We start from the raw sequence: 19735 nt of genomic DNA on the forward strand, positions 1-19735 counted from the left end.
GGCATTCCGGCGGACTTTGTCCAGCGCCTCAGGAGCCGGCGCCGACGCTCAGGCCATCCGCCTCGACCGCGGTCCTGCCGGCGGTGAAGATCGCGTCGACGCGTGCCGGCGCGCCGGTCGCGCCCGGCGGGCGCTCCAGGACGGGGACGGTGAAGACATAGGCGCCGCCGTCGCGCTCCGGCGCGGCCGGCTCGTCGAAGTACCAGCCGCCCGGTTCGCTAACGAAGAGATCGGGCCTGCCGCCATCGGCCGGCGCCTCGACCGGAATCCGCAGCGTGTCCGCCTTGGGACCCGCCGTCGCCGGCCCGATCGTCGCGCCGGTGCCGTTCGGCTTCGGCAGGCCCGCGAAGGCGGCCTGAACGGCCTGCGGATCGTCCGACGGCTTCGCCGTCAGGGTCGCCTGGACGGGAATGCAGATGTCGTGGCAGACGCCGAGCATGACGGAGGCCGTCACCGTGCCGATCGCCGCGCCCTTCTTCGGCGTCAGGGTGAAGGCTGCGGCGATCGGCCGCTCATAGCCGTTCGAGCGGCCGAATCCTTCGCCGAACCGGCGCGGCGCCGGCAGCCGCAGATCGGCCTTCGCGAGGTTGCCGGTCTTCGAAAAGTCGATGGTCGGCGGAATGCCGGCAGCGCCGGGATCGGTCCAATAGGTCTTCCAGCCGGGCGCCAGGTCGATGTCGAGCGCGCCGCGCACCGACCCGTCCGCCGCCGGCGCCTCGCGCACCAGACGCAGCGTCACCTGATCTGTGCGCAGCGTCGCGGGCGCCTCGTCGGCCCGTGCGGCAGGCACGGATGCGGCCACGAGCAGTCCGGATGCCGCAAGGACCGACAGGCCGGTCCGCCGGATATCCGCAAGGGCGGAAAACCATCCGGGCGTCTGCATCTCACCGCGCCGCGCCGACGACATTAGCTGCATAATCAATGTTGGCACCTTCGACTGGCATCGCCCCGGCTTCTTCCGCATTATCTGAAGGAGACGTGACAATTCTGCTCTGGCAAGTCGGCGGAGTCGATGCCACCTTGTCGTGACCAGAATGTGTGCGGCAGGCCCAATGCCGAGGTGACATGGACGTGGATCTCGATCTCGATACCGAACATGAAGGGGTGGCGCATTCCCTGGAAGGCCACTTCCTGATCGCGATGCCCAACATCAGCGACGAGCCCTTCGCGCGGACCGTCATCTATCTCTGTGCCCATTCGCCGAACGGGGCGATGGGCTTCATCATCAACAAGGCGCAGCCGATGGATTTCCCGGCGCTCCTGACGCAGATCGGCATCGTCGAGAGCGAGGACGACATCCGCCTGCCGGAAGGCGGGCGCGAGGTGTCGGTGTGCATGGGCGGTCCCGTCGAGAAGGGCCGCGGCTTCGTCCTCCACTCCGACGACTACGATTCCGAGTCCACCGTCCCGGTCGCCGACAACATCTCGCTGACACCGACGCTGGATATCCTGAAGGCCCTGTCGCAGGGCATCGGCCCGCGCACCGCGATCATGGCGCTCGGCTATTCCGGCTGGGCGCCGGGCCAGCTCGAAAGCGAGATCGCGGCAAACGGCTGGCTGACCTGCAAGGCCGATCTCGGCATCGTCTTCGACGTCGACCTCGACGCCAAGTATCGCCGGGCCCTCGGCCTCCTCGGCATCGAGCCGGCCTTCCTGACGGGCGAGGCGGGACACGCCTGAGGGCGTTCGCCTTCGCCGTCGTCAGCTCGCCCGTTTCATCCCGTTCATCCGGTCCTGCAGGAGCCGCGTCACCGCGTCGATGCTCAGCGGCGGAGAGAAGGCGAAGCTCTGGGCGTATTCGCAGTTGAGCTGCCGCAGCTGGACGATGTCCAGATCGCTCTCCACCCCTTCCGCCACGACCTTCAGCCCCAGATCGTGCGCCATCGTCACGATCGAGTGGAGGATGATCGGGCGCTGCGGCTGGTTGTTGCTGTTGCGCAGGAAGGACTGGTCGATCTTCAAGGTGTCGAACGGGAAGCGGAGGAGATAGGCGAGCGAGGAATAGCCCGTGCCGAAATCGTCGAGCGACAGGCCGACGCCGAGCTGGCGAAGCCGCGCGAGAAGCTGGGCCGAGCGCTCCGGATTGTCCATGACCAGCGATTCCGTCAGCTCCAGCTTCAGCGCCGCCGGCGGAAGCCGGTAGCGCTCGATCACCGCCTTCACGTCGGCGATGAGATCCTGGCGGATGAGCTGGCTCGAGGAGATGTTGACCGACATGAAGAGGTCGGTGTCGCCGGTCAGCCGCTGCAGGTCGCTCAGCCGTTTGGCGGCTTCCTCCAGGGCGAACTGGCCGAGCTGGACGATCAGCCCCGTGCTCTCGGCGACGGGGACGAACTCTCCCGGCGAGATCGCGCCGCGCTTGGGATGCTCCCAGCGCATCAGCGCCTCGAAGCCGGCGATGGCCTCACCGTCGAGCCGCACGATCGGCTGGAAGGCCAGCGACATTTCGCCGCGCTCGAAGGCTCGGCGCAGGTCAGACTCCAGCTGCAGGCGGCCCGAGCCGATGGTCTTGTAGGACGGGCGGAAGGGCTCGATGCGGTCGCCGCCGAAGCGCTTCGCCTGGTACATGGCGAGCTCGGCCTCCTTCAGCACCTCCTCGGGCATCGCCTGCTCCGTCCACCCAGACAGGCCGATCGAGCCGGTGAGGATGATCTCGCGGCCCGCCAACCCGATCGGCGCCTTGATCGCCTCGCGCAGCGTTTCGGCGAAGGTGGCGATGGCCGCGACGTCCGCCTCCGAGACGAGGATCAGGCCGAACTGGTCGCTGCCGAGCCGGGCGAGCGAATCCTGCGGCTTCAGGATGCGCTTCAGCCGCCGTCCGACGGTGAGCAGGATGGTGTCGCCGGTGGCGATGCCGAAATCGTCGTTGACCTGCTTGAAGCGGTCGATGTCGATGACGAAGATCGTCGGATGGACGTCCGAGCGCGCGTCGGCGAGGACGCCGATCGCCTGCAGCCGGTCCATGAAGAGTTCGCGGTTCGGCAGGCCGGTCAGCTGGTCGTGCAGGGCGTCGTGCAGCAGCCGCTCCTCGGCCTTCTTCACGTCGGTGACGTCCTTCAGCGTGCCGACGCAGCGGACCACCTCGCCGTCAGAGCCCAGCACCGGCCGCGCGCGCAGCGAGACCCAGTGATAGTGCCCGTCCTCGTCGCGCAGCCGGAATTCCTGTGCGATCCGCCCGCGCCGGTGTTCGAGGATGGTGTCGAGCGTCAGCTTGAAGCGGTCGCGGTCGTCGGGGTGGAGGATCGGCAGCCAGTCGCGCGCCGGCCCGTTCATCGAGGCGATCGGCATGCCCGCGAGGGCCTCGCCGTCGGCGCCGGCGAAGATCCGGTCGCGCGACACGTCCCAGTCGAAGACGGCGTCGCCGGTGCCGGCCAGCGCCAGGGCGCGGCGCTCCATGTCGGAGAGCAGCCCCTGCGCGAAGGTGCCGCCGGCAAAGGCATGCTGCATTACGGTGAAGCCGATGAGCAGCACGATCAGCACCAGGCCGCCGCCGAGCGCCGGCTGGATGATGTCGTTGTCGATCCGCCCGGTCACGGTCATGTACGCCGCGACGAGCCACAGGATGATCAGGCACCAGGTCGGGATCAGCATCACCGCCCGGTCGAAGCCGTGCAGCGAGAGGCCGACGATGAGCGCCAGCCCGATGCCGGCGGTCGCAGCCAGCGACAGCCGCGCGATGCCGGAGGCGACCACCGGATCGAACACCGCGGCGGCGCCGAGACCGGCGAGGAGCAGCAGCCACAGGACCAGCGAGATCGACAGCGCCCGGTGCCAGCGATTGATGTGGAGATAGGCGAAGAGGAAGATCGCCAGGGAGAAGGCGAGGGCGACTTCCGTCCCCGCCCGCCATACCTGTTCCTGCCCGGGCGCCAGCGGCACGAGCTTCTGCCAGAAGTCGAAGTCGATGCAGATGTAGCCGAGCACCGCCCAGGCGAGCGCTGCGGCGGCCGGGAACATCGCCGAACCCTTCACCACGAAGAGGATCGTCAGGAACACCGCCAGCAGGCCAGCGATGCCGAGCACGATGCCGCGATAGAGCGTGAAGGCGTTGATCGTGTCCTTGTAGGCGTTCGGCTCCCACAGCCGGATGTCCGGCAGGGTCGGCGAGGTCATCTCGGCGACGAAGGTGACGACCGAGCCGGGATCGAGCGTCACCAGGAAGACGTCCGCCTCGGTACTCGGCTGGCGCTCCAGCGCGAAGCCCTGGCTCGGCGTGATCGCGGCGATGCGCTGCGAGCCGAGGTCCGGCCAGAGCAGGCCGGAGCCGACGAGGCGGAAATGCGGCACCACGACCAGTCGGTCGATCTGGTCGTCGGAATTGTTGGCGAGCGCGAAGACGGCCCAGTTGCCGGAAGCCTGCGGCGACTTCGCCTCGACCTCGATCCGTCGCACGATGCCGTCCGCCCCGGGGACGGTCGCCACCTGAAAGCTGTGCCCCTGGTTGCGATAGATGTCGGTCGCCGGCTTCAGGTCGACGGCGGCGTCGTCACCGGAGACGCTCACCGGTTCAAGGGCATGCGCCGCCGGCGCGCCGAACCCCGCCAGCGCCATCACCACGACGATGAAAGACAGGACGATCGCCCGCCCGAACAGAGAATGCATGCTGTCTTGCCAGCCCCACCGACGCCTGATCGCCACCCCCAAGACCGGCCCCCTCAGGCCGGGGCCGCGGCGCGGACGCGCGAGCTAGCCTTGGAAGACGACCATTCTTCGGCAAGCAGCGCATAGAGGCAATGATCCTCCCACCGCCCGGCGATCTTCAGATAGTTCCGCAACAGCCCCTCGCGCTTGAACCCGCACTTCTCCAGGAGGCCGATCGAGCGGGCATTGGTCGGCAGGCACGCGGCTTCGATGCGGTGCAGGCCCTCGAGGTCGAAGACGAACATCTTGATGGTCTCGACCGCCTTGAACATCAGCCCCAGCCCCGCATAGCGCTCGCCCATCCAGTAGCCGAGCGTGCAGCATTGCGCGACCCCGCGCCGGATATGGCCGACGGTGATGCCGCCATAGAGGGTCGTTCCGGCCTCGTCGAACAGGAAGAAGGTGAAGCCCGTGCCGTCGCGCGCTTCCTGATTGTAGCGCCGGATGCGCTGGCGATAGGCCGCCCAGGAGAGCTCGTCCATCGTCCAGAGCGGCTCCCATGGCTTCAGGAAGTCGCGGCTGTCGGCGCGAAGGTCGCGCCAGGCGGCGAAGTCGCCGCGGCGCGGCATGCGCAGCACGATCCCCTCGCCGGTCAGGCCCGGGAGCGGCGGACGTCCGATGTGGTCGATGAAGCTCATCGCCGGGCGATCACCGCCCGGACGCGGCTCTGGGGGCGGCCGCGCCGTTGGCGGAGCCGAGTCGCTCGACCATCGCGTCGACCCCCGGCAGCCGGTCGACCGGCCCGATCGCCGCCAGCGTCGGCTGCGATCCGAGGAAGATCCGCTCGGCGAGACCGGCGAGCCGCGGCGCGTCGATGGCGTCGAGCCGCGAGATCAGTTCCTCGTTCGGGATGATCTTCTCGTTGAACAGCAGCTGGCGCGCGATCTGGCCCGCACGTGCGGCGGGGCTTTCCTGCGACATCAGGAGGTTGGCGCGCATCTGCGCCCGCGCCCGCGTCACCTCCTTCTCGTCGATGCCCTGCGCGGCCTGGATCAGCTCGTCGATGATGACGGGACCGAGTTCGGCGAGCTCCTCCTCGCCGGTGGCGGCATGAACGCCGAAGATGCCGGTGTCGGAGAAGCTCCAGTGGAAGGCGTAGATCGCGTAGCAGAGGCCGCGGCGCTCGCGCACTTCCTGGAACAGCCGCGAGGACATCCCGCCGCCGAGGATCAGCGAGAGGATCTGCGAGGCGTAGAAATCGCGGGCGTAATAGGGCCGCCCCTCGAAGCCGAGCACCATCTGCGCGTCCGCAAGGTCGCGGCTCTGGCGGAACTCGCCGCCGAGATAGGAGGCGGCCGTGCGCGGCTCGGCAATCTCGGGCAGCGCCTCGGGCTTGCCCTTGCCGAAGATCGCTGTCACCTGGTCGACGATCGCCTGGTGCGACACCGCGCCGGCGGCGGAGATCACCATCTTGTCCGGCGCGTAGTGCCGGGCGAGATAGGTCCTCAGATCGTCCGGCGTGAAGGACTTCACCGTCTTCCGGGTACCGAGGATCGGCCGGCCGATGATCTGGCCGCGATAGGCGGTCTCCTGGAAGTGGTCGAAGACGATGTCGTCCGGTGTGTCCTCCGCCGCGCCGATCTCCTGCAGGATGACCTGCTGCTCGCGCTCGAGCTCGGCTTCGTCGAAGCGCGAATCGATAAGGATGTCGGTCAGGATGTCGAGCGCCAGCGGCACGTCGTCCTTCAGGACGCGGGCGTAATAGGAGGTCGACTCGACGCTGGTCGCGGCATTGAGGTCGCCGCCGACGTCCTCGATCTCCTCGGCGATCTGCCGGGCCGAGCGCCGGCTGGTGCCCTTGAACGCCATGTGCTCGAGGAGATGGGCGATGCCGTGCTCGCGCTCGCTCTCGTCGCGCGCGCCGGCCTTTACCCAGATGCCGAGCGCCGCGCTTTCGAGCGTCGGCATGGTTTCGGTGGCGATGGTCAGCCCGTTGGACAGGCGCGTGATGTCGACGCTCATGCCTCGGCCCCCGCTGATACGGCGCGCGAGCGCGCCGAGATGTAAGATTCGACTGCTTCGAGGTCGGCGGCCAGTCGATCGAAGCGCTCCCGCTTCTGCATCAGGTCCGCATGGCTCGGCGGCAGGGCGGGAGAGACGCCGGCGGCGGCCTCGACCGCAGCCGGGAACTTGGCCGGATGGGCGGTGCCGAGGGTGATCATGGGCGCCTTGCCGAGATGCCTCTCCGCGACCCCAACGCCGACAGCGGTGTGCGGGTCGAGGAGGTATGCGGTGGTGTCGAGCGTCCGGCGGATCGTTTCGGCGGTGGCCTGCTCGTCGCTGGCGCCCGCCACGAATTCCGCCCGGATCGCTTCGAGGAGCGGTTCGGGAAGGGTGAAGCTGCCGGACTGCGCCAGCCCCTGCATCATCGTCCGCACCAAGCCGGCGTCGCGGCCACCGGCTTCGAACAGCAGCCGCTCAAAGTTGGAGGAAACCTGGATGTCCATCGAGGGCGACATGGTCGCGTGCAGGGCGCCGGTCTCGTAGCGCCCGGTGGCGAGCGTGCGGGACAGGATGTCGTTCTGATTGGTCGCGATGATCAGTCTGTCGACCGACAGGCCCATGCGCTTGGCGGCATAGCCGGCGAAGATGTCGCCGAAATTGCCGGTCGGCACGGTGAAGGAGACGGTCCGCTCCGGCGCTCCGAGGCTGGCGGCGGCGGTGAAGTAGTAGACGATCTGGGCCATGATCCGGCCCCAGTTGATCGAGTTGACGCCGGACAGGCGCGAGCGCTCGCGGAAGCGGGCGTCGTTGAACATCGCCTTGACCAGCGCCTGGCAGTCGTCGAACGTGCCGTCCACCGCGACCGCATGGACGTTGTCGGCGCCCGACGTCGTCATCTGCCGCTGCTGCACCGGCGAGACGCGGCCGTGCGGAAACAGGATGAAGAGGTCGGTGCGCCGCGATCCGGCGAAGGCCGCGATCGCCGCGCCGCCGGTATCGCCCGAGGTCGCGCCGACGATCGTCGCGCGGGCGTTCCGCTCGGCGAGCACATGGTCCATCAGCCGGGCGATCAGCTGCATGGCGACGTCCTTGAAGGCGAGCGTCGGGCCGTGGAACAGCTCCAGCACGAAATGCGCCGGCCCGATCTGGACCAGCGGCGCCACCGCCGGATGCGGGAAGGTGGCATAGGCCGCCTCGATCATCCGCTTCAGGGCAGCGGCCGGAATGTCGTCGCCGACGAAGGGCAACAGAATCTCGAAGGCGACTTCGGGATAGGGACGTCCTGCGAAACCGCGGATGGTCTCCGGCGACAGCTGCGGCCAGGTCTCGGGGACATACAGCCCGCCATCGCTCGCCAGGCCCGCCAGAAGCGCGTCGGCGAAACCGAGAAGCGGAGCCTCCCCCCGCGAACTCACATACCTCACGTCGTCTCCACTTCGTGTCGGATCGGGCCGGAAAGCCCGGCGACCTGCCTTGCGTCGAGGCCCGTCGGTCGCCTAACCCGTCTTGGGCTGATATAGAACGGCCCGTCACATTAAGGGAAGAACCGAGCGATGCATATGGTGATGGCCCTGAGGGGGGCGGCGCTCTGTGGCGCGATCGTGCTTTTGTCGAGCTGCACGTCGACGGATCAGGCCGGGGGGGACCTGTCGACGCCGGACGCCGCGCTGACCAAGCCGGCCTATGCCGAGCATGCGCAGGGCGGCGAAGCCATGTACTGCCCGCAGGTCACGCTGCGCGAGGGCACCTCCATCCTGACCAAGATGGTCGCGGACAAGATCGACTACCAGGCCTCGATCCAGAGCGTCACCCGCGACTGCCGGATCGTCGACGGCCAGTTCCACATCGTCGTCGGCGTCATCGGCCGCATGATGCCGGGTCCCGCGGCGACCTCGCGTAGCGTCTCCCTGCCGATCCGGGTCGCCGTCACGCGCGGCCAGGACGTCGTCTACTCGGCCCTCGGCAAGCTCTCCGTGCCGGTCGAGAAGGGCGGCGTCGCCCACTCCTTCAGCTATGTCGACAACAAGATCGTGCTTCCGGTTCCGACGGAGAAGGACATCCACATCTTCACCGGCTTCGACGACGGGGCACCGGCGGCCAAGTAGCGCCGGCGTAAGACCGGTTCTGGCGGCGTACCCGCAGGCCCGGCATCCGCCAGGCCTCGGGAGCCGCGGGACGGATCAGGCGTAGGCGTAGGGGCCGCCGCGTTTCAAGCCGCGGCGGTAGGCCGGACGCTCGTGGATCCGCTGCAGGAAGTCGCGCAGCTTCGGCCGGCCGTCATAGCCGAAGCGCTTGCCGGCGGTCTCGACCGGGAAGCTCATCATGATGTCGGCGACCGACAGGTCGGGCCCGGCGAACCAGCCGCTGTCGCCGATCGACGCCTCCCAATGGTCCATGTGCAGAGCGAGCTGCGGGCGCACCAGCAGCTCGTCCACCTTCTCCATCGAGGCCTTGAGGATCGGCTTGGCGAAGAACGGCGCCCGGTCCGGGATCATCTGCAGGACCAGCATCAGGAACAGCGGCGGCATCGCCGAGCCCTCAGCGTAGTGCAGGAAGTGCCGCGCGGTCCAGTAGTCGTCCGAATCGCGCGGCGGCATCATCCGGTCCGACGGGTCGTGGCGCGACAGGATGTATTCGACGATCGCGCCGGTCTCGGCGATGGTGCGGCCGCCATCGGTCAGGACGGGCGACTTGCCGAGCGGATGGATCTCCTTCAGCTCGGGCGGCGCCTGCATGTCCTTGCCGCGCTGATAGTGCCGGACCTCGTAGGGCGCCTCCAGCTCCTCGAGCAGCCAGAGCACGCGCTGCGAGCGGGAGTTGTTGAGGTGATGGATGGTGAGCACCGGGATCCGTCCTTCGCCGCTGGAGCCGCCCCGAACATAGATCGGGCGCTGCCCCGCGCAATCGGGCACCTGGCGCGACAGCGGGTGCGGCGCATCCGCAACAGTTGCGGCTTCTCGCTCCGGCTCTTCCCGAGGCGGTGCTGCATTTGATCTGGATCAATCGGGCCCGCCTCCGACGATCCTAAGGCTCCCCTGTCAAATTTCCTCGCAGGGTGAAGAGAAACGGAAATGAAAAAGGCAGGAATTGCGGTGCGGCTCGCGGCGGCGATTGGCGCGGTCTTCGTCACGCCGGGCGAGGCTGCTCGCGCGGCGGACTACGATCTCGGCGGCGTCAGGGTCAAGGAGGCGCAGAGCCCCTGGCAGGTGCGGCTGCGCGGCCTCGGCGTGATCACACGGGACTCCGGCCGGGTCGACGGCGTCGACGGATCCGACCTTTCCTATTCGGATACGGTCGTCCCGGAACTCGACATCTCCTACTTCTTCACCGACGCCATCGCCGCCGAGCTGATCCTCGGCACGACCTATGCGGACGTCAAAGGCAAGGGCTCGATCGCCGGCCTCGGCACGGTCGGCAAGACCTGGATCCTGCCGCCGACGCTGACGCTGCAGTACCACTTCAACGATTTCGGGCGGTTCAAGCCCTATGTCGGCGCCGGCGTGAACTATACGATCTTCTACAACCAGAAAGGTCGAAGCGCCGACGACCTCGACATCAAGAACTCCTTCGGCGCCGCGCTGCAGGTCGGCTTCGACTACATGATCGACGACAACTGGGGCTGGAACGTCGACGTCAAGAAGCTCTTCCTGCGACCGGACTTCGACGTCACCGTCGGCGGCAACAGGCTGCACGGCAAGGCCGACCTCGATCCCTGGCTGATCGGCACGGGCATCACCTACCGCTTCTGACGCGGGCGACCGTTCCCGGAGGACGCGCCCGCTGGATCAGAGGCCGGCAGCGCGGCGCAGAGCCGCGTTGATCCGCTCCTGCCAGCCCGGCCCGTCCTCCTGGAAGCGCTCCAGCACGTCGCGGTCGATCCGCAGCGAGACCAGCTCCCTGGCACCGGGAATGGCCGATGCCTCCTTGACGCGGTCGGTCGGGGTGGTCGCGGCCTTGAAGGCGGCTTCGGCCGCGGCGCGGGGATCGGTGGGGCGTCTGGCCATGGGAGGCGGTCCTTCTGGAGCATGAGCCGGAAAGGCAGGCCTGTGGCCGCCAGTCAGGCGAGGCTGGAGATTGCGAGCGTCACCGTTCGCAGGAGCTGAGCGCAGCGTAGCAGGAGACGCGGGTGCTGCGAATGCGCGGGTGCGCCGGTCAGTCGGGATCGCGCGGCGACGATCGCTCGCGCACCCGCGGCAGCGGGGGCGGCTGCCCGGGATCGCGGCGCTTGCGCCAGCCGCCCGCGGCGTGCCCGGCGATGATCCAGTAGACGAGCGCGAAACACAGCGCGGCGACGATGATGGCCGTCTGGACGCTCATATGCGGCACGTTGGTGCCGTAGGCGGCGAACAGGATGGCGACGCCGCCGATCAGGCCGGCGGTGATGTGGAGAAGCACGGAGTCGAGGCCGAAGATCTCCGTCAGCACCATGAACACCAGCCAGGGCCCGATCGCCACCGCCCCGACCTGAACGGCCTGGGCCGAGAAGAAGAAGACGGCGTGCGCCAGGAAGACCGGGTCGTGCAGCTCCGCGCCGTTGACCCGGATGAACGGCCACAGCAGCGCGAAAGCCGCCGTCAGGCACGCGGCGATGTAGCCGATGGGAATGACGAAGAGAAAACGCAGCACTGTTCCCATCGCGGATCTTCACTTTCAGGCGGATCGGGGAGGTTCGCGAACTCGCCGCTCGACCGGACGAGGAGATGTAATCAAACGGGCGTCTGCCGCGAATACTCCTCCAGCGGAGGAGATACCAATGAAGACCAAGTTATGTTTCGCAGCGCTCGTTTCGACCCTCGTTCTCGCACCGATCGCCGCCAAAGCCGAGACCCGCCATGTCGTCGAGCTGTTCACCAGCCAGGGCTGCTCGTCCTGCCCGCCGGCCGATGCCGTGCTGCGGCGGATCGCCGCCGATCCGGCCGTGCTCGCCCTCGGCCTGCATGTCGACTACTGGGACCGGCTGGGCTGGAAGGACACGCTGGGATCGCCGGCCTTTTCCGCCCGCCAGCGCGCCTATGCTCAGGAGCGCGGCGACGGGCAGGTCTATACGCCGCAGGCGGTGGTCGACGGTCAGGGGCTTGCCGTCGGCTCGAACGGGCGGGCGATCAGCCGGATGATGGCGGAGACGCCGCTGCCGGTTTCCGTCGCAATTTCCGGCGGCAAGGTTTTGGTCGGCCCCGGACAGGGCTCCGGCGCGCTCTGGCGCATCGACTATATCAGCGCGGCGACCGTCCCGATCGGCCGCGGCGAGAACGCCGGCTCCAGCGTCACCTACGTCAACGCCGTGCGCGGCATGACCCTCATCGGCCAGTGGAGCGGCAAGCCGGCGACCTACGCGCTCGGCGCCTGCGGCGCGGCGAAAGGCGCCGATGCCTGCGCGGTCATCCTGCAGGCCGGCAGCCAGAGCCGGCCGGGGCCGATCCTCGGCGCGGCGGCGCGCTGAGGCGCGGGCGGCGTCCTTTGCCGCGGGCCGTTCAGCCGGCGGCGAGTTCGCTGATCCGCGCCGCTTCCATCGCGTCGCGCTCGCTCTTGCGCATGCGCTCGGACTCCGACTTCAGCTGCCCGCAGGCGGCGAAGATGTCGCGCCCGCGCGGGGTGCGGATCGGCGAGGCGTAGCCTGCCTGGTTCACGAAGTCCGCGAAGCGCTCGATCTGGTCCCAGTCGGAGCATTCATAGCGGCTGCCCGGCCAGGGGTTGAACGGGATGAGGTTGATCTTGGCGGGAATGCCCTTGAGGATCCGCACCAGCTCCTTGGCGTCGGCGAGGCTGTCGTTGACGCCCTTCAGCATGACGTATTCGAAGGTGATGCGCTTGGCGTTCGACAGGCCGGGATAGGCGCGGCAGGCGTCGAGCAGATCCTTCAGCGGGTACTTCTTGTTGATCGGCACCAGCTCGTCGCGCAGCGCATCGTTCGTCGCGTGCAGCGAGATCGCCAGCATCACGCCCATCTCCTCGCCGGCCTTGGCGATCATCGGCACGACGCCGGAGGTCGACAGCGTGATCCGGCGCTTCGACAGGGACAGGCCCTCGCCGTCCGAGGCGACGCCAAGCGCCTCCTTGACGTTGTCGAAATTGTAGAGCGGCTCGCCCATGCCCATCATCACGACGTTCGAGACCAGGCGTCCCTCGCTCGGTACGATCGCGCCGGCCGGCGTCGCGGCGTCGGGGAAGTCGCCGAGCCGGTCGCGGGCGAGCAGGATCTGGCCGACGATCTCGTCCGGCGTCAGGTTGCGCACCAGGCGCTGCGTGCCGGTGTGGCAGAAGGTGCAGGTCAGCGTGCAGCCGACCTGGGAGGAGACGCAGAGCGTGCCGCGGCCTTCCTCGGGGATATAGACCGTCTCGATCTCGACCGGCCGGCCGGCGCCCTTCGGCGAGAAGCGCAGCACCCATTTGCGCGTGCCGTCCACCGAGACCTGCTCGGTGACGATCTCGGGCCGCGCGATGGTGTAGGCGTCGTCGAGCTTCTGCCTCAGGTCCTTGGCGACGTTGGCCATCTGGGAGAAGTCGGAGACGCCGCGGACATAGAGCCAGTGCCAGAGCTGCTGGGTGCGCATGCGCACCTGCTTTTCCGGGACGCCAACCGCCGCCAGCGCCTCGCCCAGCCGCTCGCGCGACATCCCGATCAGCGACGGCTTTTCGTCGGCCGGCGCGGGTCGCAGTGCCGGCGGAACGGCCAGCTGCGGCTTCGCGCGGGACTGGGTGAGGTCGAGCGTGACGGACATCGGCTTTCCTCTTCGCTCGCCAACGCGTCTTGGCCGCGATGCGATGATGCGGCGACGCCCCAAGGGCGAGGGGAGATGAGTTCAAAAGGATTGCCGGAACACATGCCCTTTCAGGGCCGAAAGTTCAAGGCGGACGACTCGGAGGCTTCCGGCGGCAAGCAGGACGCCGCAGCCCGGGCGGTGCAAGGGGTGGTGCGATCGAAGCGCAGCGCTTCAGCTTCGTCATCCCGGCCTTGAGCCGGGATCTATTCCTCCGCGTCGAAACGACCTCTTCGGCGACGACGACAGGAGAACATCAGACGCCCTTGCAGCGTCGGCGACTTGGCGTGGATCCCGGCTCGAGGCCGGGATGACGAGCCGGCGGTGTCGTCGCCGATTGCGAACGTTCGTGCCGAACTCCGAAGGTGTCCGACGCCCTCAGCCCGGACGCCGAGCCAGCATCATGTAGTTGACGTCGGTGTCCTTCGACTGGCGCCATTCGTCAGCGAGCGGGTGGTAGACGACGCCGGTCTCGTCGATCATCGACAGGCCGGCGCGCTCCAGCGGGCCGGCGATCTCGTCCGGGCGCACCAGCTTCTCGAACTGGTGCGTGCCCTTCGGCAGCCAGCGCAGCACGCGCTCCGCGCCGACGATGGCGAAGGCATAGGCCTTCAGGGTGCGGTTGATGGTGGCGACGAAGAGGAGGCCGCCCGGCTTCACCATCTGGGCACACGACGTCAGGAACAGGTCGACATCCGCGACATGCTCGACGATCTCCAGCGCCAGCACGACGTCGAAGGTCTCGCCGCCGGCCGCGATCGCCTCGGCCGTCGTCGCGCGGTAGTCGATGGCAAGGCCGCCCTCGGCCGCGTGGAGCTTGGCGACCTCGATGTTCGTCTCGGACGCATCCGCACCGACGACATCGGCCCCGAGCCGCGCCATCGGCTCGGCGATCAGCCCGCCGCCGCAGCCGATGTCGAGCAGTGTCAGCCCGGCGAAGGGCTTCGGCGCGTTGATGTCGCGGTCGAAGTTCATCGCCATCTCGCGGCGGATATAGTCGAGGCGGACCGGGTTGAACTTGTGCAGCGGCTTGAACTTGCCGACCGGGTTCCACCACTCCTGCGCCATGCGGGAGAAGCGCTCGACCTCGGCGCCGTCGATCGTCGTACCCGCTTCCGAATTCATCGCCCGTTCCTTGATGTCGTCGCTCTTCCTGTGTGCCCGCATGTTCTTTCGCCGGCTGGAAAGTCAAGCGGGGTGCGGCCTTCGGCGTCGCTCCGTCCGTGCGGGAACGCTCTTGCCGGGAACGGCTTATTCGAGGACAGTCGTCTCCGGCCAGAAGGAGCAGGGGTCATGTCGAACACCCGCAGCACCGCCGACTTCATCCCCGGCGAAGACATGGAAGACGCCGAGACGCCGGCGCCCGGCTCGGACGAGGCGGAGCTGAGCCAGCCGCCGCATCGCCACCGGCGCGATTTCGCGGATGACGATGCTCCGGCAGACGGGAAGGAGGCCGGCGCGGAAACGCCGAGCCCCGGTGCCGAAAGGCAGCCGCCGGCATGATGCCGGCCGCCCCTCGCAGCTTTCACGCTATTCCGCCGCCTCTTGATAGGCCTCCATCGGAGGGCAGGCGCAGACCAGGTTGCGGTCGCCATAGACGTTGTCGACGCGGTTGACCGGCGACCAGTACTTGTCGACCCGGAAGGCACCGGGCGGATAGCAGGCCTCTTCGCGCGAATAGGGACGGTCCCATTCGCCGACGAGATCCTCCACCGTGTGCGGGGCGTTCTTCAGCGGGTTGTTCTTCGGGTCGGACCGGCCTTCCTCGATCGCGCGGGCCTCCTCGCGGATCGCCAGCATCGCCTCGCAGAAGCGGTCGAGCTCGGCCTTGGTCTCCGACTCCGTCGGCTCGATCATCAGCGTGCCGGCCACCGGCCAGCTCATCGTCGGCGCGTGGAAGCCGCAGTCGATCAGGCGCTTGGCGACATCGTCCACGGTGACGCCGGCGCTCTCCTGCAGGATGCGGGTGTCGATGATGCACTCGTGCGCGACGCGCCCGGTGCCGGACTTGTAGAGGACGGGATAGGCCCCCTCCAGGCGTTTGGCGATGTAGTTGGCGTTGAGGATCGCGACCTTGGTCGCCTGCGTCAGCCCCTCACCGCCCATCATCAGGCAGTAGCTCCAGGAGATCGGCAGGATCGACGGCGATCCGTAGGGACCCGCCGAGACCGGGCCCTCCTCGCCCGAGAGCATCGGATGGCCCGGCAGATGCCGCGCCAGATGCGCCTTGACCGCGATCGGTCCCATGCCCGGCCCGCCGCCGCCATGCGGGATGCAGAAGGTCTTGTGCAGGTTGAGGTGGCAAACGTCGGCGCCGATATCGCCGGGGCGGGCGAGGCCGACGAGGGCGTTCATGTTGGCCCCGTCGAGATAGACCTGGCCGCCATGCTCGTGGACGATCTCGCAGAGTTCGGCGACCCGGGCCTCGAAGACGCCGTGCGTCGAGGGGTAGGTGATCATGCAGGCGGCGAGCCGGTCGGAATACTGCTCGGCCTTCGCCCGGAACTCCTCGACGTCGATGTCGCCGTTCTCCGCCGACTTCACCGGCACGACCGTCATGCCGGCCATCTGGGCCGACGCCGGATTGGTGCCGTGCGCCGAGGTCGGGATCAGGCAGACCGTGCGGTGGTCGTCGCCATTCGCCTTGTGGAAGGCGCGGATGGTGAGGAGGCCGGCATATTCGCCCTGCGCGCCGGAATTCGGCTGCATCGACACCGCGTCGAACCCGGTGATGGCGCAGAGCTTTTCCGACAGGTCCTCGATCAGGAAGCGGTAGCCGAGCGCCTGGTCCGCCGGCGCGAAGGGATGCAGCTCGGCGAATTCCGGCCAGGTGATCGGCAGCATCTCGGCGGTCGCGTTCAGCTTCATCGTGCAGGAGCCGAGCGGGATCATCGAGCGGTCGAGCGCGAGGTCGCGGTCGGAGAGCCGGCGGATGTAGCGGGTCATCTCGCTCTCCGCCCGGTTCATGTGGAAGACCGGATGCGTCATGTAGTCGGTCTGGCGCAGGCGCTCTTCGGACAGGCGCCAGCCGGACTCGATCGCGGCGAAGGCGAAGGTGCCGCCGAAGGCGCGCCAGACCGCCTCGATATTGCCGGGCCGCGTGCGCTCGTCGACGGAGATGCCGATGCGGGTTTCCCCGACCGGGCGCAGGTTCACCCCGCCGGCCACCGCCGCGTCGAGGATCACCCGCTGCAGGCGGCCGACGTCGATCGTCATCGTGTCGAAGAAGGCGTCCGGCTCGACGGTGTAGCCGAGCTTTTCGAGGCCGGAGGCGAGGATCGACGCCCGCGTGTGCACCCGCTGGGCGATCGCCTTGATCCCCTTCGGGCCGTGGAAGACGCCGTACATCGACGCCATCACCGCGAGGAGCACCTGCGCGGTGCAGATGTTCGAGGTCGCCTTCTCGCGGCGAATGTGCTGCTCTCGGGTCTGCAGCGCAAGGCGATAGGCGCGGTTGCCGCGCGCATCGACCGAGACGCCGACGAGGCGGCCGGGCATGGAGCGCTTGTGGGCGTCCTTCACCGCCATGTAGGCGGCGTGCGGGCCGCCATAGCCCATCGGCACGCCGAAGCGCTGGGTCGAGCCGACGGCGATGTCGGCGTTCATCTCGCCGGGCGTCTTGAGCAGCGCCAGCGACAAGGGGTCGGCGGCCATCACCGCGATCGCGCTCGCCGCGTGCAGGCTCGCGATGACGTCGGTGAAGTCGCGGACGTGGCCGTAGGTGCCGGGATACTGGAAGATCGCGCCGAACACCTCGCCGGGTTTCAGGTCGGCGAACGGGTCGCCGACGGCGACGCTCCAGCCGAGCGGCTCGGCCCGCGTCCGAATGACCGCGATCGTCTGCGGGTGGCAGTTCTCGTCGACGAAGAAGGTGTTCGCCTTGGACTTGGCGACGCGATGCGCCATCGCCATGGCCTCGGCGGCGGCGGTCGCCTCGTCGAGCAGCGAGGCGTTGGCGACGTCGAGGCCGGTCAGGTCCGACATCATCGTCTGGAAGTTCAGGAGCGCTTCGAGCCGGCCCTGGCTGATCTCCGGCTGGTACGGCGTGTAGGCCGTGTACCAGGCGGGGTTCTCCAGGATGTTGCGCTGGATGACCGGCGGCGTGATCGTGCCGTAATAGCCCTGGCCGATCAGCGAGACGAGGTTCCGGTTCTTGTCGGCGGTCTCGCGCAGCGCGTCGAGCGCCTGGCGCTCGGTCATCGGCGGGCCGAAGTCGAGCGGCTCTTTCTGCCGGATCGAGGCGGGAACGGTCTCGTCGATCAGCGCGTCGAGCGTCTCAGCGCCGACGACGGAGAGCATCTCCGCCATCTCGGCGGGAGACGGGCCGATATGGCGGCGGTTGGCGAAGTCGTACGGATCGTAGTCGGTGAATTCGAAGGGCATGAAAGGCTCAGTCCACCATGGCCTTGTAGGCGTCTTCGTCCATCAGCGCGTCCAGCGCGCCCGTGTCGGCGAGCTTCAGCTTGAAGAACCAGCCCTTGCCCATGGGATCGGAATTGACCAGCGAGGGATCGTCGGCGATCGCCGGATTGACCTCGACGATCTCGCCGTCCAGCGGCGCGTAGACCTCGGAGGCGGCCTTCACCGATTCGACCACCGCGGCGTCGTCGCCCTTCGAGACGGTCTTGCCGACCTCCGGCAGTTCGACGAAGACGAGATCGCCCAGCTGGACGGAGGCGTGTTCGGTGATGCCGACGGTCGCGACGTCGCCCTCGACGCGCAGCCACTCGTGCTCCTGGGTGAATTTCAGCATCGGCGGATTCCTCCGTTGTTCAGCGCCGCTTGTAGTGCGGCTCGACGAAGGGCAGGTCTGTGACGGATAGGGGGATGCGCTTGCCGCGCACGTCCGCGAACAGCCGGGTGCCCGGTTCGGCATGTTCGGCGGGAACGTAGCCCATTGCGACCGGCGCCTCCAGTGTCGGACCGAAGCCGCCCGAAGTGACGCGGCCGACCGGCTCGCCGCCGCTCTCGCCGGCAAAGACCGCCGCGCCGCCGCGCACCGGCGTGCGGCCCTCCGGCCTCAACCCGACGCGGCGCTTCAGGACGCCGGCGGTCAGCTGGCCGAGGATGATCTCGGCGCCGGGAAAGCCGCCGGCGCGCTCGCCGCCGGACCGGCGCACCTTCTGGATTGCCCATTGCAGCGACGCCTCGACCGGCGTCGTCGTCTCGTCGATGTCGTTGCCGTAGAGGCAGAGCCCGGCTTCGAGCCGCAGCGAATCGCGCGCGCCGAGGCCGATCGGCTGGACGACCGGGTTTTCGAGCAGCGCCTTGGCGAGGTTTTCGGCGTCGGCGACCGGCACCGAGATCTCGAACCCGTCCTCGCCGGTATAGCCCGAGCGCGAGACCGTGCAGGCGGCGCCGGCGATCGTCACGTCGCGCACGTCCATGAAGCGCATCGCGGCGACGTCCGGCGCGAGCGCTGCCAGCGCCGCCTCGGCCGCCGGTCCCTGCAGCGCGATCAGCGCGCGATCGGTCAGCGGCTCCACCGTGCAGGTCTCGGACAGCTCCGCCTGAAGATGCGCGATGTCGGCGTCCTTGCAGGCGGCGTTGACGACGAGGAAGAGGTGGTCGCCGCGATGGGCGATCATCAGGTCGTCGAGGATGCCGCCCGTCTCGCTGGTGAAGACGGCGTAGCGCTGCCGCCCCTCCTTCAGGCCGAGGACGTCGACCGGCACCAGCGTCTCCAGTGCCAGGGCCGCATCGTCCAGCGATCCGGACTTCGGCCGGATGGCGACCTGGCCCATATGCGAGACGTCGAAGAGCCCGGCGCCGGAGCGCGTGTGGAGATGCTCCTTCAGGACGCCCGCCGCATATTGCACGGGCATCTCGTAGCCGGCGAAGGGGACCATCTTGCCGCCGAGCGCCTGATGGAGGGCGAAGAGCGGCGTGCGTTTCAGGTCGGATGTCTCGGCCAAGCGGTCTCTCCCGGTGCCCAGTGGCAATTCCATTCGGCGGACATCTATCACGGCTGGCCGCGATGTCACCGGTCCGCCGGGTGGTTCCGCCTGCGCAGAGGCTCGCCCTCACATGAGGCGAGCCGGGCACCGGCCCGGCTCGCAAGATCGTCAGACTGTGAGGAAGCGCCCGGCGAGGGTCACTTCTTCGGCGGGACCGGCCCGTCGATGCGGCTCGGCGACACGGGATCTGAGGCCGGGAAGGTCTCGTCGAGGCCCTCGTCGAGCTCCTCGTTCTCGGTCATCGGCCGCTCCTGGTCGCCCGGCTGCGGCGGACGCTTCGCCTCGGCCTCGCCGGCCATGCCGCCGGTCTTGCGGGGATCGGCGTTCATCGCGTCGTCGCGCGCATTGTCGTTCATCGTCTTCATCTCGTTGCTCCTTGCACGGAAACTCGAGGGCGAAACGGTGGGCGCGACCGACAGTTCCGGTCCCGGAATT

At 68.4% G+C, this 19735-nt stretch carries 19 protein-coding genes; 5 read left to right on the forward strand and 14 right to left on the reverse strand.

Annotated features, from left to right (window positions below; genetic code table 11):
* Positions 1 to 28 precede the first annotated feature (28 nt).
* Positions 29 to 883 carry a protein-disulfide reductase DsbD domain-containing protein gene (locus AB5S17_RS07985; RefSeq protein WP_369237976.1) on the reverse strand — a complete coding sequence of 285 codons (855 nt, stop codon included), beginning with the start codon at positions 881 to 883 and terminating at the stop codon, positions 29 to 31.
* Positions 884 to 1065: 182 nt separating this feature from the next.
* Here AB5S17_RS07985 and AB5S17_RS07990 point away from each other — a divergent pair, with 182 nt between their 5' ends.
* Complete coding sequence (locus tag AB5S17_RS07990) at positions 1066 to 1680, forward strand: YqgE/AlgH family protein (protein WP_369237978.1); 615 nt, start codon at positions 1066 to 1068, stop codon at positions 1678 to 1680.
* 21 nt (positions 1681 to 1701) lie between these two features.
* Here AB5S17_RS07990 and AB5S17_RS07995 read toward each other — a convergent pair whose 3' ends face one another.
* The 4 genes from AB5S17_RS07995 to thrC form a co-directional block, all read right to left on the reverse strand.
* Positions 1702 to 4551: an EAL domain-containing protein gene (locus AB5S17_RS07995; protein WP_369238340.1), complete on the reverse strand. Its 2850-nt coding sequence runs from the start codon at positions 4549 to 4551 to the stop codon at positions 1702 to 1704.
* Between the two features lie 104 nt (positions 4552 to 4655).
* Positions 4656 to 5279 (reverse strand): GNAT family N-acetyltransferase, encoded by a 624-nt coding sequence (locus AB5S17_RS08000; RefSeq protein ID WP_369237980.1) that lies wholly within the window; start codon positions 5277 to 5279, stop codon positions 4656 to 4658.
* Between the two features lie 10 nt (positions 5280 to 5289).
* Positions 5290 to 6603 carry a M16 family metallopeptidase gene (locus AB5S17_RS08005; RefSeq protein WP_369237982.1) on the reverse strand — a complete coding sequence of 438 codons (1314 nt, stop codon included), beginning with the start codon at positions 6601 to 6603 and terminating at the stop codon, positions 5290 to 5292.
* Entirely contained in the window at positions 6600 to 8009 is a 1410-nt protein-coding gene (thrC, locus tag AB5S17_RS08010) for a threonine synthase (protein ID WP_369237984.1), read from the reverse strand. Before thrC ends, AB5S17_RS08005 begins: the two co-directional genes overlap by 4 nt.
* A gap of 129 nt (positions 8010 to 8138) precedes the next feature.
* Between thrC and AB5S17_RS08015 the strand changes: the two genes are divergently transcribed.
* Entirely contained in the window at positions 8139 to 8690 is a 552-nt protein-coding gene (locus AB5S17_RS08015; RefSeq protein WP_369237986.1) for a hypothetical protein, read from the forward strand.
* Between the two features lie 75 nt (positions 8691 to 8765).
* On the opposite strand, the gene AB5S17_RS08020 is transcribed toward AB5S17_RS08015, so the two are convergent.
* Positions 8766 to 9428 (reverse strand): glutathione S-transferase family protein, encoded by a 663-nt coding sequence (locus AB5S17_RS08020; RefSeq protein ID WP_369237988.1) that lies wholly within the window; start codon positions 9426 to 9428, stop codon positions 8766 to 8768.
* Positions 9429 to 9656: 228 nt separating this feature from the next.
* Here AB5S17_RS08020 and AB5S17_RS08025 point away from each other — a divergent pair, with 228 nt between their 5' ends.
* Positions 9657 to 10334: an OmpW family protein gene (locus tag AB5S17_RS08025; protein WP_369237990.1), complete on the forward strand. Its 678-nt coding sequence runs from the start codon at positions 9657 to 9659 to the stop codon at positions 10332 to 10334.
* Between the two features lie 36 nt (positions 10335 to 10370).
* On the opposite strand, the gene AB5S17_RS08030 is transcribed toward AB5S17_RS08025, so the two are convergent.
* Together AB5S17_RS08030 and AB5S17_RS08035 are read right to left on the reverse strand one after the other, a co-directional pair.
* Positions 10371 to 10589, reverse strand: a complete 219-nt coding sequence (locus tag AB5S17_RS08030; RefSeq protein ID WP_369237992.1) for a BrnA antitoxin family protein — start codon at positions 10587 to 10589, stop codon at positions 10371 to 10373.
* Positions 10590 to 10737: 148 nt separating this feature from the next.
* On the reverse strand, positions 10738 to 11220 hold the full coding sequence (locus AB5S17_RS08035; RefSeq protein WP_369237994.1) for a hypothetical protein: 483 nt from the start codon (positions 11218 to 11220) through the stop codon (positions 10738 to 10740).
* 118 nt (positions 11221 to 11338) lie between these two features.
* On the opposite strand from AB5S17_RS08035, the gene AB5S17_RS08040 reads away from it, so the two are divergent.
* The gene (locus tag AB5S17_RS08040; RefSeq protein ID WP_369237996.1) at positions 11339 to 12025 is read left to right on the forward strand and encodes a DUF1223 domain-containing protein; all 687 of its coding nucleotides are present in this window, start codon (positions 11339 to 11341) and stop codon (positions 12023 to 12025) included.
* A 31-nt stretch (positions 12026 to 12056) separates the two neighbouring features.
* Here AB5S17_RS08040 and rlmN read toward each other — a convergent pair whose 3' ends face one another.
* Both rlmN and ubiG read right to left on the reverse strand, forming a co-directional pair.
* Entirely contained in the window at positions 12057 to 13304 is a 1248-nt protein-coding gene (gene rlmN / locus AB5S17_RS08045) for a 23S rRNA (adenine(2503)-C(2))-methyltransferase RlmN (protein WP_369237998.1), read from the reverse strand.
* A 417-nt stretch (positions 13305 to 13721) separates the two neighbouring features.
* Complete coding sequence (gene ubiG / locus AB5S17_RS08050; RefSeq protein ID WP_369238342.1) at positions 13722 to 14468, reverse strand: bifunctional 2-polyprenyl-6-hydroxyphenol methylase/3-demethylubiquinol 3-O-methyltransferase UbiG; 747 nt, start codon at positions 14466 to 14468, stop codon at positions 13722 to 13724.
* A 168-nt stretch (positions 14469 to 14636) separates the two neighbouring features.
* On the opposite strand from ubiG, the gene AB5S17_RS08055 reads away from it, so the two are divergent.
* Positions 14637 to 14846 carry a hypothetical protein gene (locus tag AB5S17_RS08055; protein ID WP_369238000.1) on the forward strand — a complete coding sequence of 70 codons (210 nt, stop codon included), beginning with the start codon at positions 14637 to 14639 and terminating at the stop codon, positions 14844 to 14846.
* A gap of 27 nt (positions 14847 to 14873) precedes the next feature.
* On the opposite strand, the gene gcvP is transcribed toward AB5S17_RS08055, so the two are convergent.
* The 4 genes from gcvP to AB5S17_RS08075 all read right to left on the reverse strand — a co-directional run bounded on the left by gcvP (position 14874) and on the right by AB5S17_RS08075 (position 19665).
* Entirely contained in the window at positions 14874 to 17726 is a 2853-nt protein-coding gene (gene gcvP, locus AB5S17_RS08060) for an aminomethyl-transferring glycine dehydrogenase (RefSeq protein ID WP_369238002.1), read from the reverse strand.
* Between the two features lie 7 nt (positions 17727 to 17733).
* Complete coding sequence (gene gcvH, locus AB5S17_RS08065; protein ID WP_369238004.1) at positions 17734 to 18096, reverse strand: glycine cleavage system protein GcvH; 363 nt, start codon at positions 18094 to 18096, stop codon at positions 17734 to 17736.
* A 19-nt stretch (positions 18097 to 18115) separates the two neighbouring features.
* On the reverse strand, positions 18116 to 19258 hold the full coding sequence (gene gcvT, locus AB5S17_RS08070) for a glycine cleavage system aminomethyltransferase GcvT (RefSeq protein ID WP_369238006.1): 1143 nt from the start codon (positions 19256 to 19258) through the stop codon (positions 18116 to 18118).
* A 179-nt stretch (positions 19259 to 19437) separates the two neighbouring features.
* The gene (locus AB5S17_RS08075) at positions 19438 to 19665 is read right to left on the reverse strand and encodes a hypothetical protein (protein ID WP_369238008.1); all 228 of its coding nucleotides are present in this window, start codon (positions 19663 to 19665) and stop codon (positions 19438 to 19440) included.
* Positions 19666 to 19735: the final 70 nt, after the last annotated feature.

Origin of the sequence: Jiella sp. M17.18 (assembly GCF_041027365.1) — a bacterium.
Classification (GTDB): domain Bacteria; phylum Pseudomonadota; class Alphaproteobacteria; order Rhizobiales; family Rhizobiaceae; genus VKMB-3413.

Excerpts from the sequence above, each read along its gene's own strand:
- AB5S17_RS08040 (WP_369237996.1), top strand. The coding sequence starts at position 11,339 with ATGAAGACCAAGTTATGTTTCGCAGCGCTCGTTTCGACCCTCGTTCTC.
- AB5S17_RS08075 (WP_369238008.1), bottom strand. The coding sequence starts at position 19,665 with ATGAAGACGATGAACGACAATGCGCGCGACGACGCGATGAACGCCGAT.
- AB5S17_RS08030 (WP_369237992.1), bottom strand. The coding sequence starts at position 10,589 with ATGGCCAGACGCCCCACCGATCCCCGCGCCGCGGCCGAAGCCGCCTTC.
- AB5S17_RS08025 (WP_369237990.1), top strand. The coding sequence starts at position 9,657 with ATGAAAAAGGCAGGAATTGCGGTGCGGCTCGCGGCGGCGATTGGCGCG.
- ubiG (WP_369238342.1), bottom strand. The coding sequence starts at position 14,468 with ATGAATTCGGAAGCGGGTACGACGATCGACGGCGCCGAGGTCGAGCGC.
- AB5S17_RS08000 (WP_369237980.1), bottom strand. The coding sequence starts at position 5,279 with ATGAGCTTCATCGACCACATCGGACGTCCGCCGCTCCCGGGCCTGACC.
- gcvP (WP_369238002.1), bottom strand. The coding sequence starts at position 17,726 with ATGCCCTTCGAATTCACCGACTACGATCCGTACGACTTCGCCAACCGC.
- AB5S17_RS07995 (WP_369238340.1), bottom strand. The coding sequence starts at position 4,551 with ATGGCGCTGGCGGGGTTCGGCGCGCCGGCGGCGCATGCCCTTGAACCG.
- AB5S17_RS07985 (WP_369237976.1), bottom strand. The coding sequence starts at position 883 with ATGCAGACGCCCGGATGGTTTTCCGCCCTTGCGGATATCCGGCGGACC.
- gcvH (WP_369238004.1), bottom strand. The coding sequence starts at position 18,096 with ATGCTGAAATTCACCCAGGAGCACGAGTGGCTGCGCGTCGAGGGCGAC.
- AB5S17_RS08005 (WP_369237982.1), bottom strand. The coding sequence starts at position 6,603 with ATGAGCGTCGACATCACGCGCCTGTCCAACGGGCTGACCATCGCCACC.
- AB5S17_RS07990 (WP_369237978.1), top strand. The coding sequence starts at position 1,066 with ATGGACGTGGATCTCGATCTCGATACCGAACATGAAGGGGTGGCGCAT.
- AB5S17_RS08055 (WP_369238000.1), top strand. The coding sequence starts at position 14,637 with ATGTCGAACACCCGCAGCACCGCCGACTTCATCCCCGGCGAAGACATG.
- rlmN (WP_369237998.1), bottom strand. The coding sequence starts at position 13,304 with ATGTCCGTCACGCTCGACCTCACCCAGTCCCGCGCGAAGCCGCAGCTG.
- AB5S17_RS08035 (WP_369237994.1), bottom strand. The coding sequence starts at position 11,220 with ATGGGAACAGTGCTGCGTTTTCTCTTCGTCATTCCCATCGGCTACATC.
- AB5S17_RS08015 (WP_369237986.1), top strand. The coding sequence starts at position 8,139 with ATGCATATGGTGATGGCCCTGAGGGGGGCGGCGCTCTGTGGCGCGATC.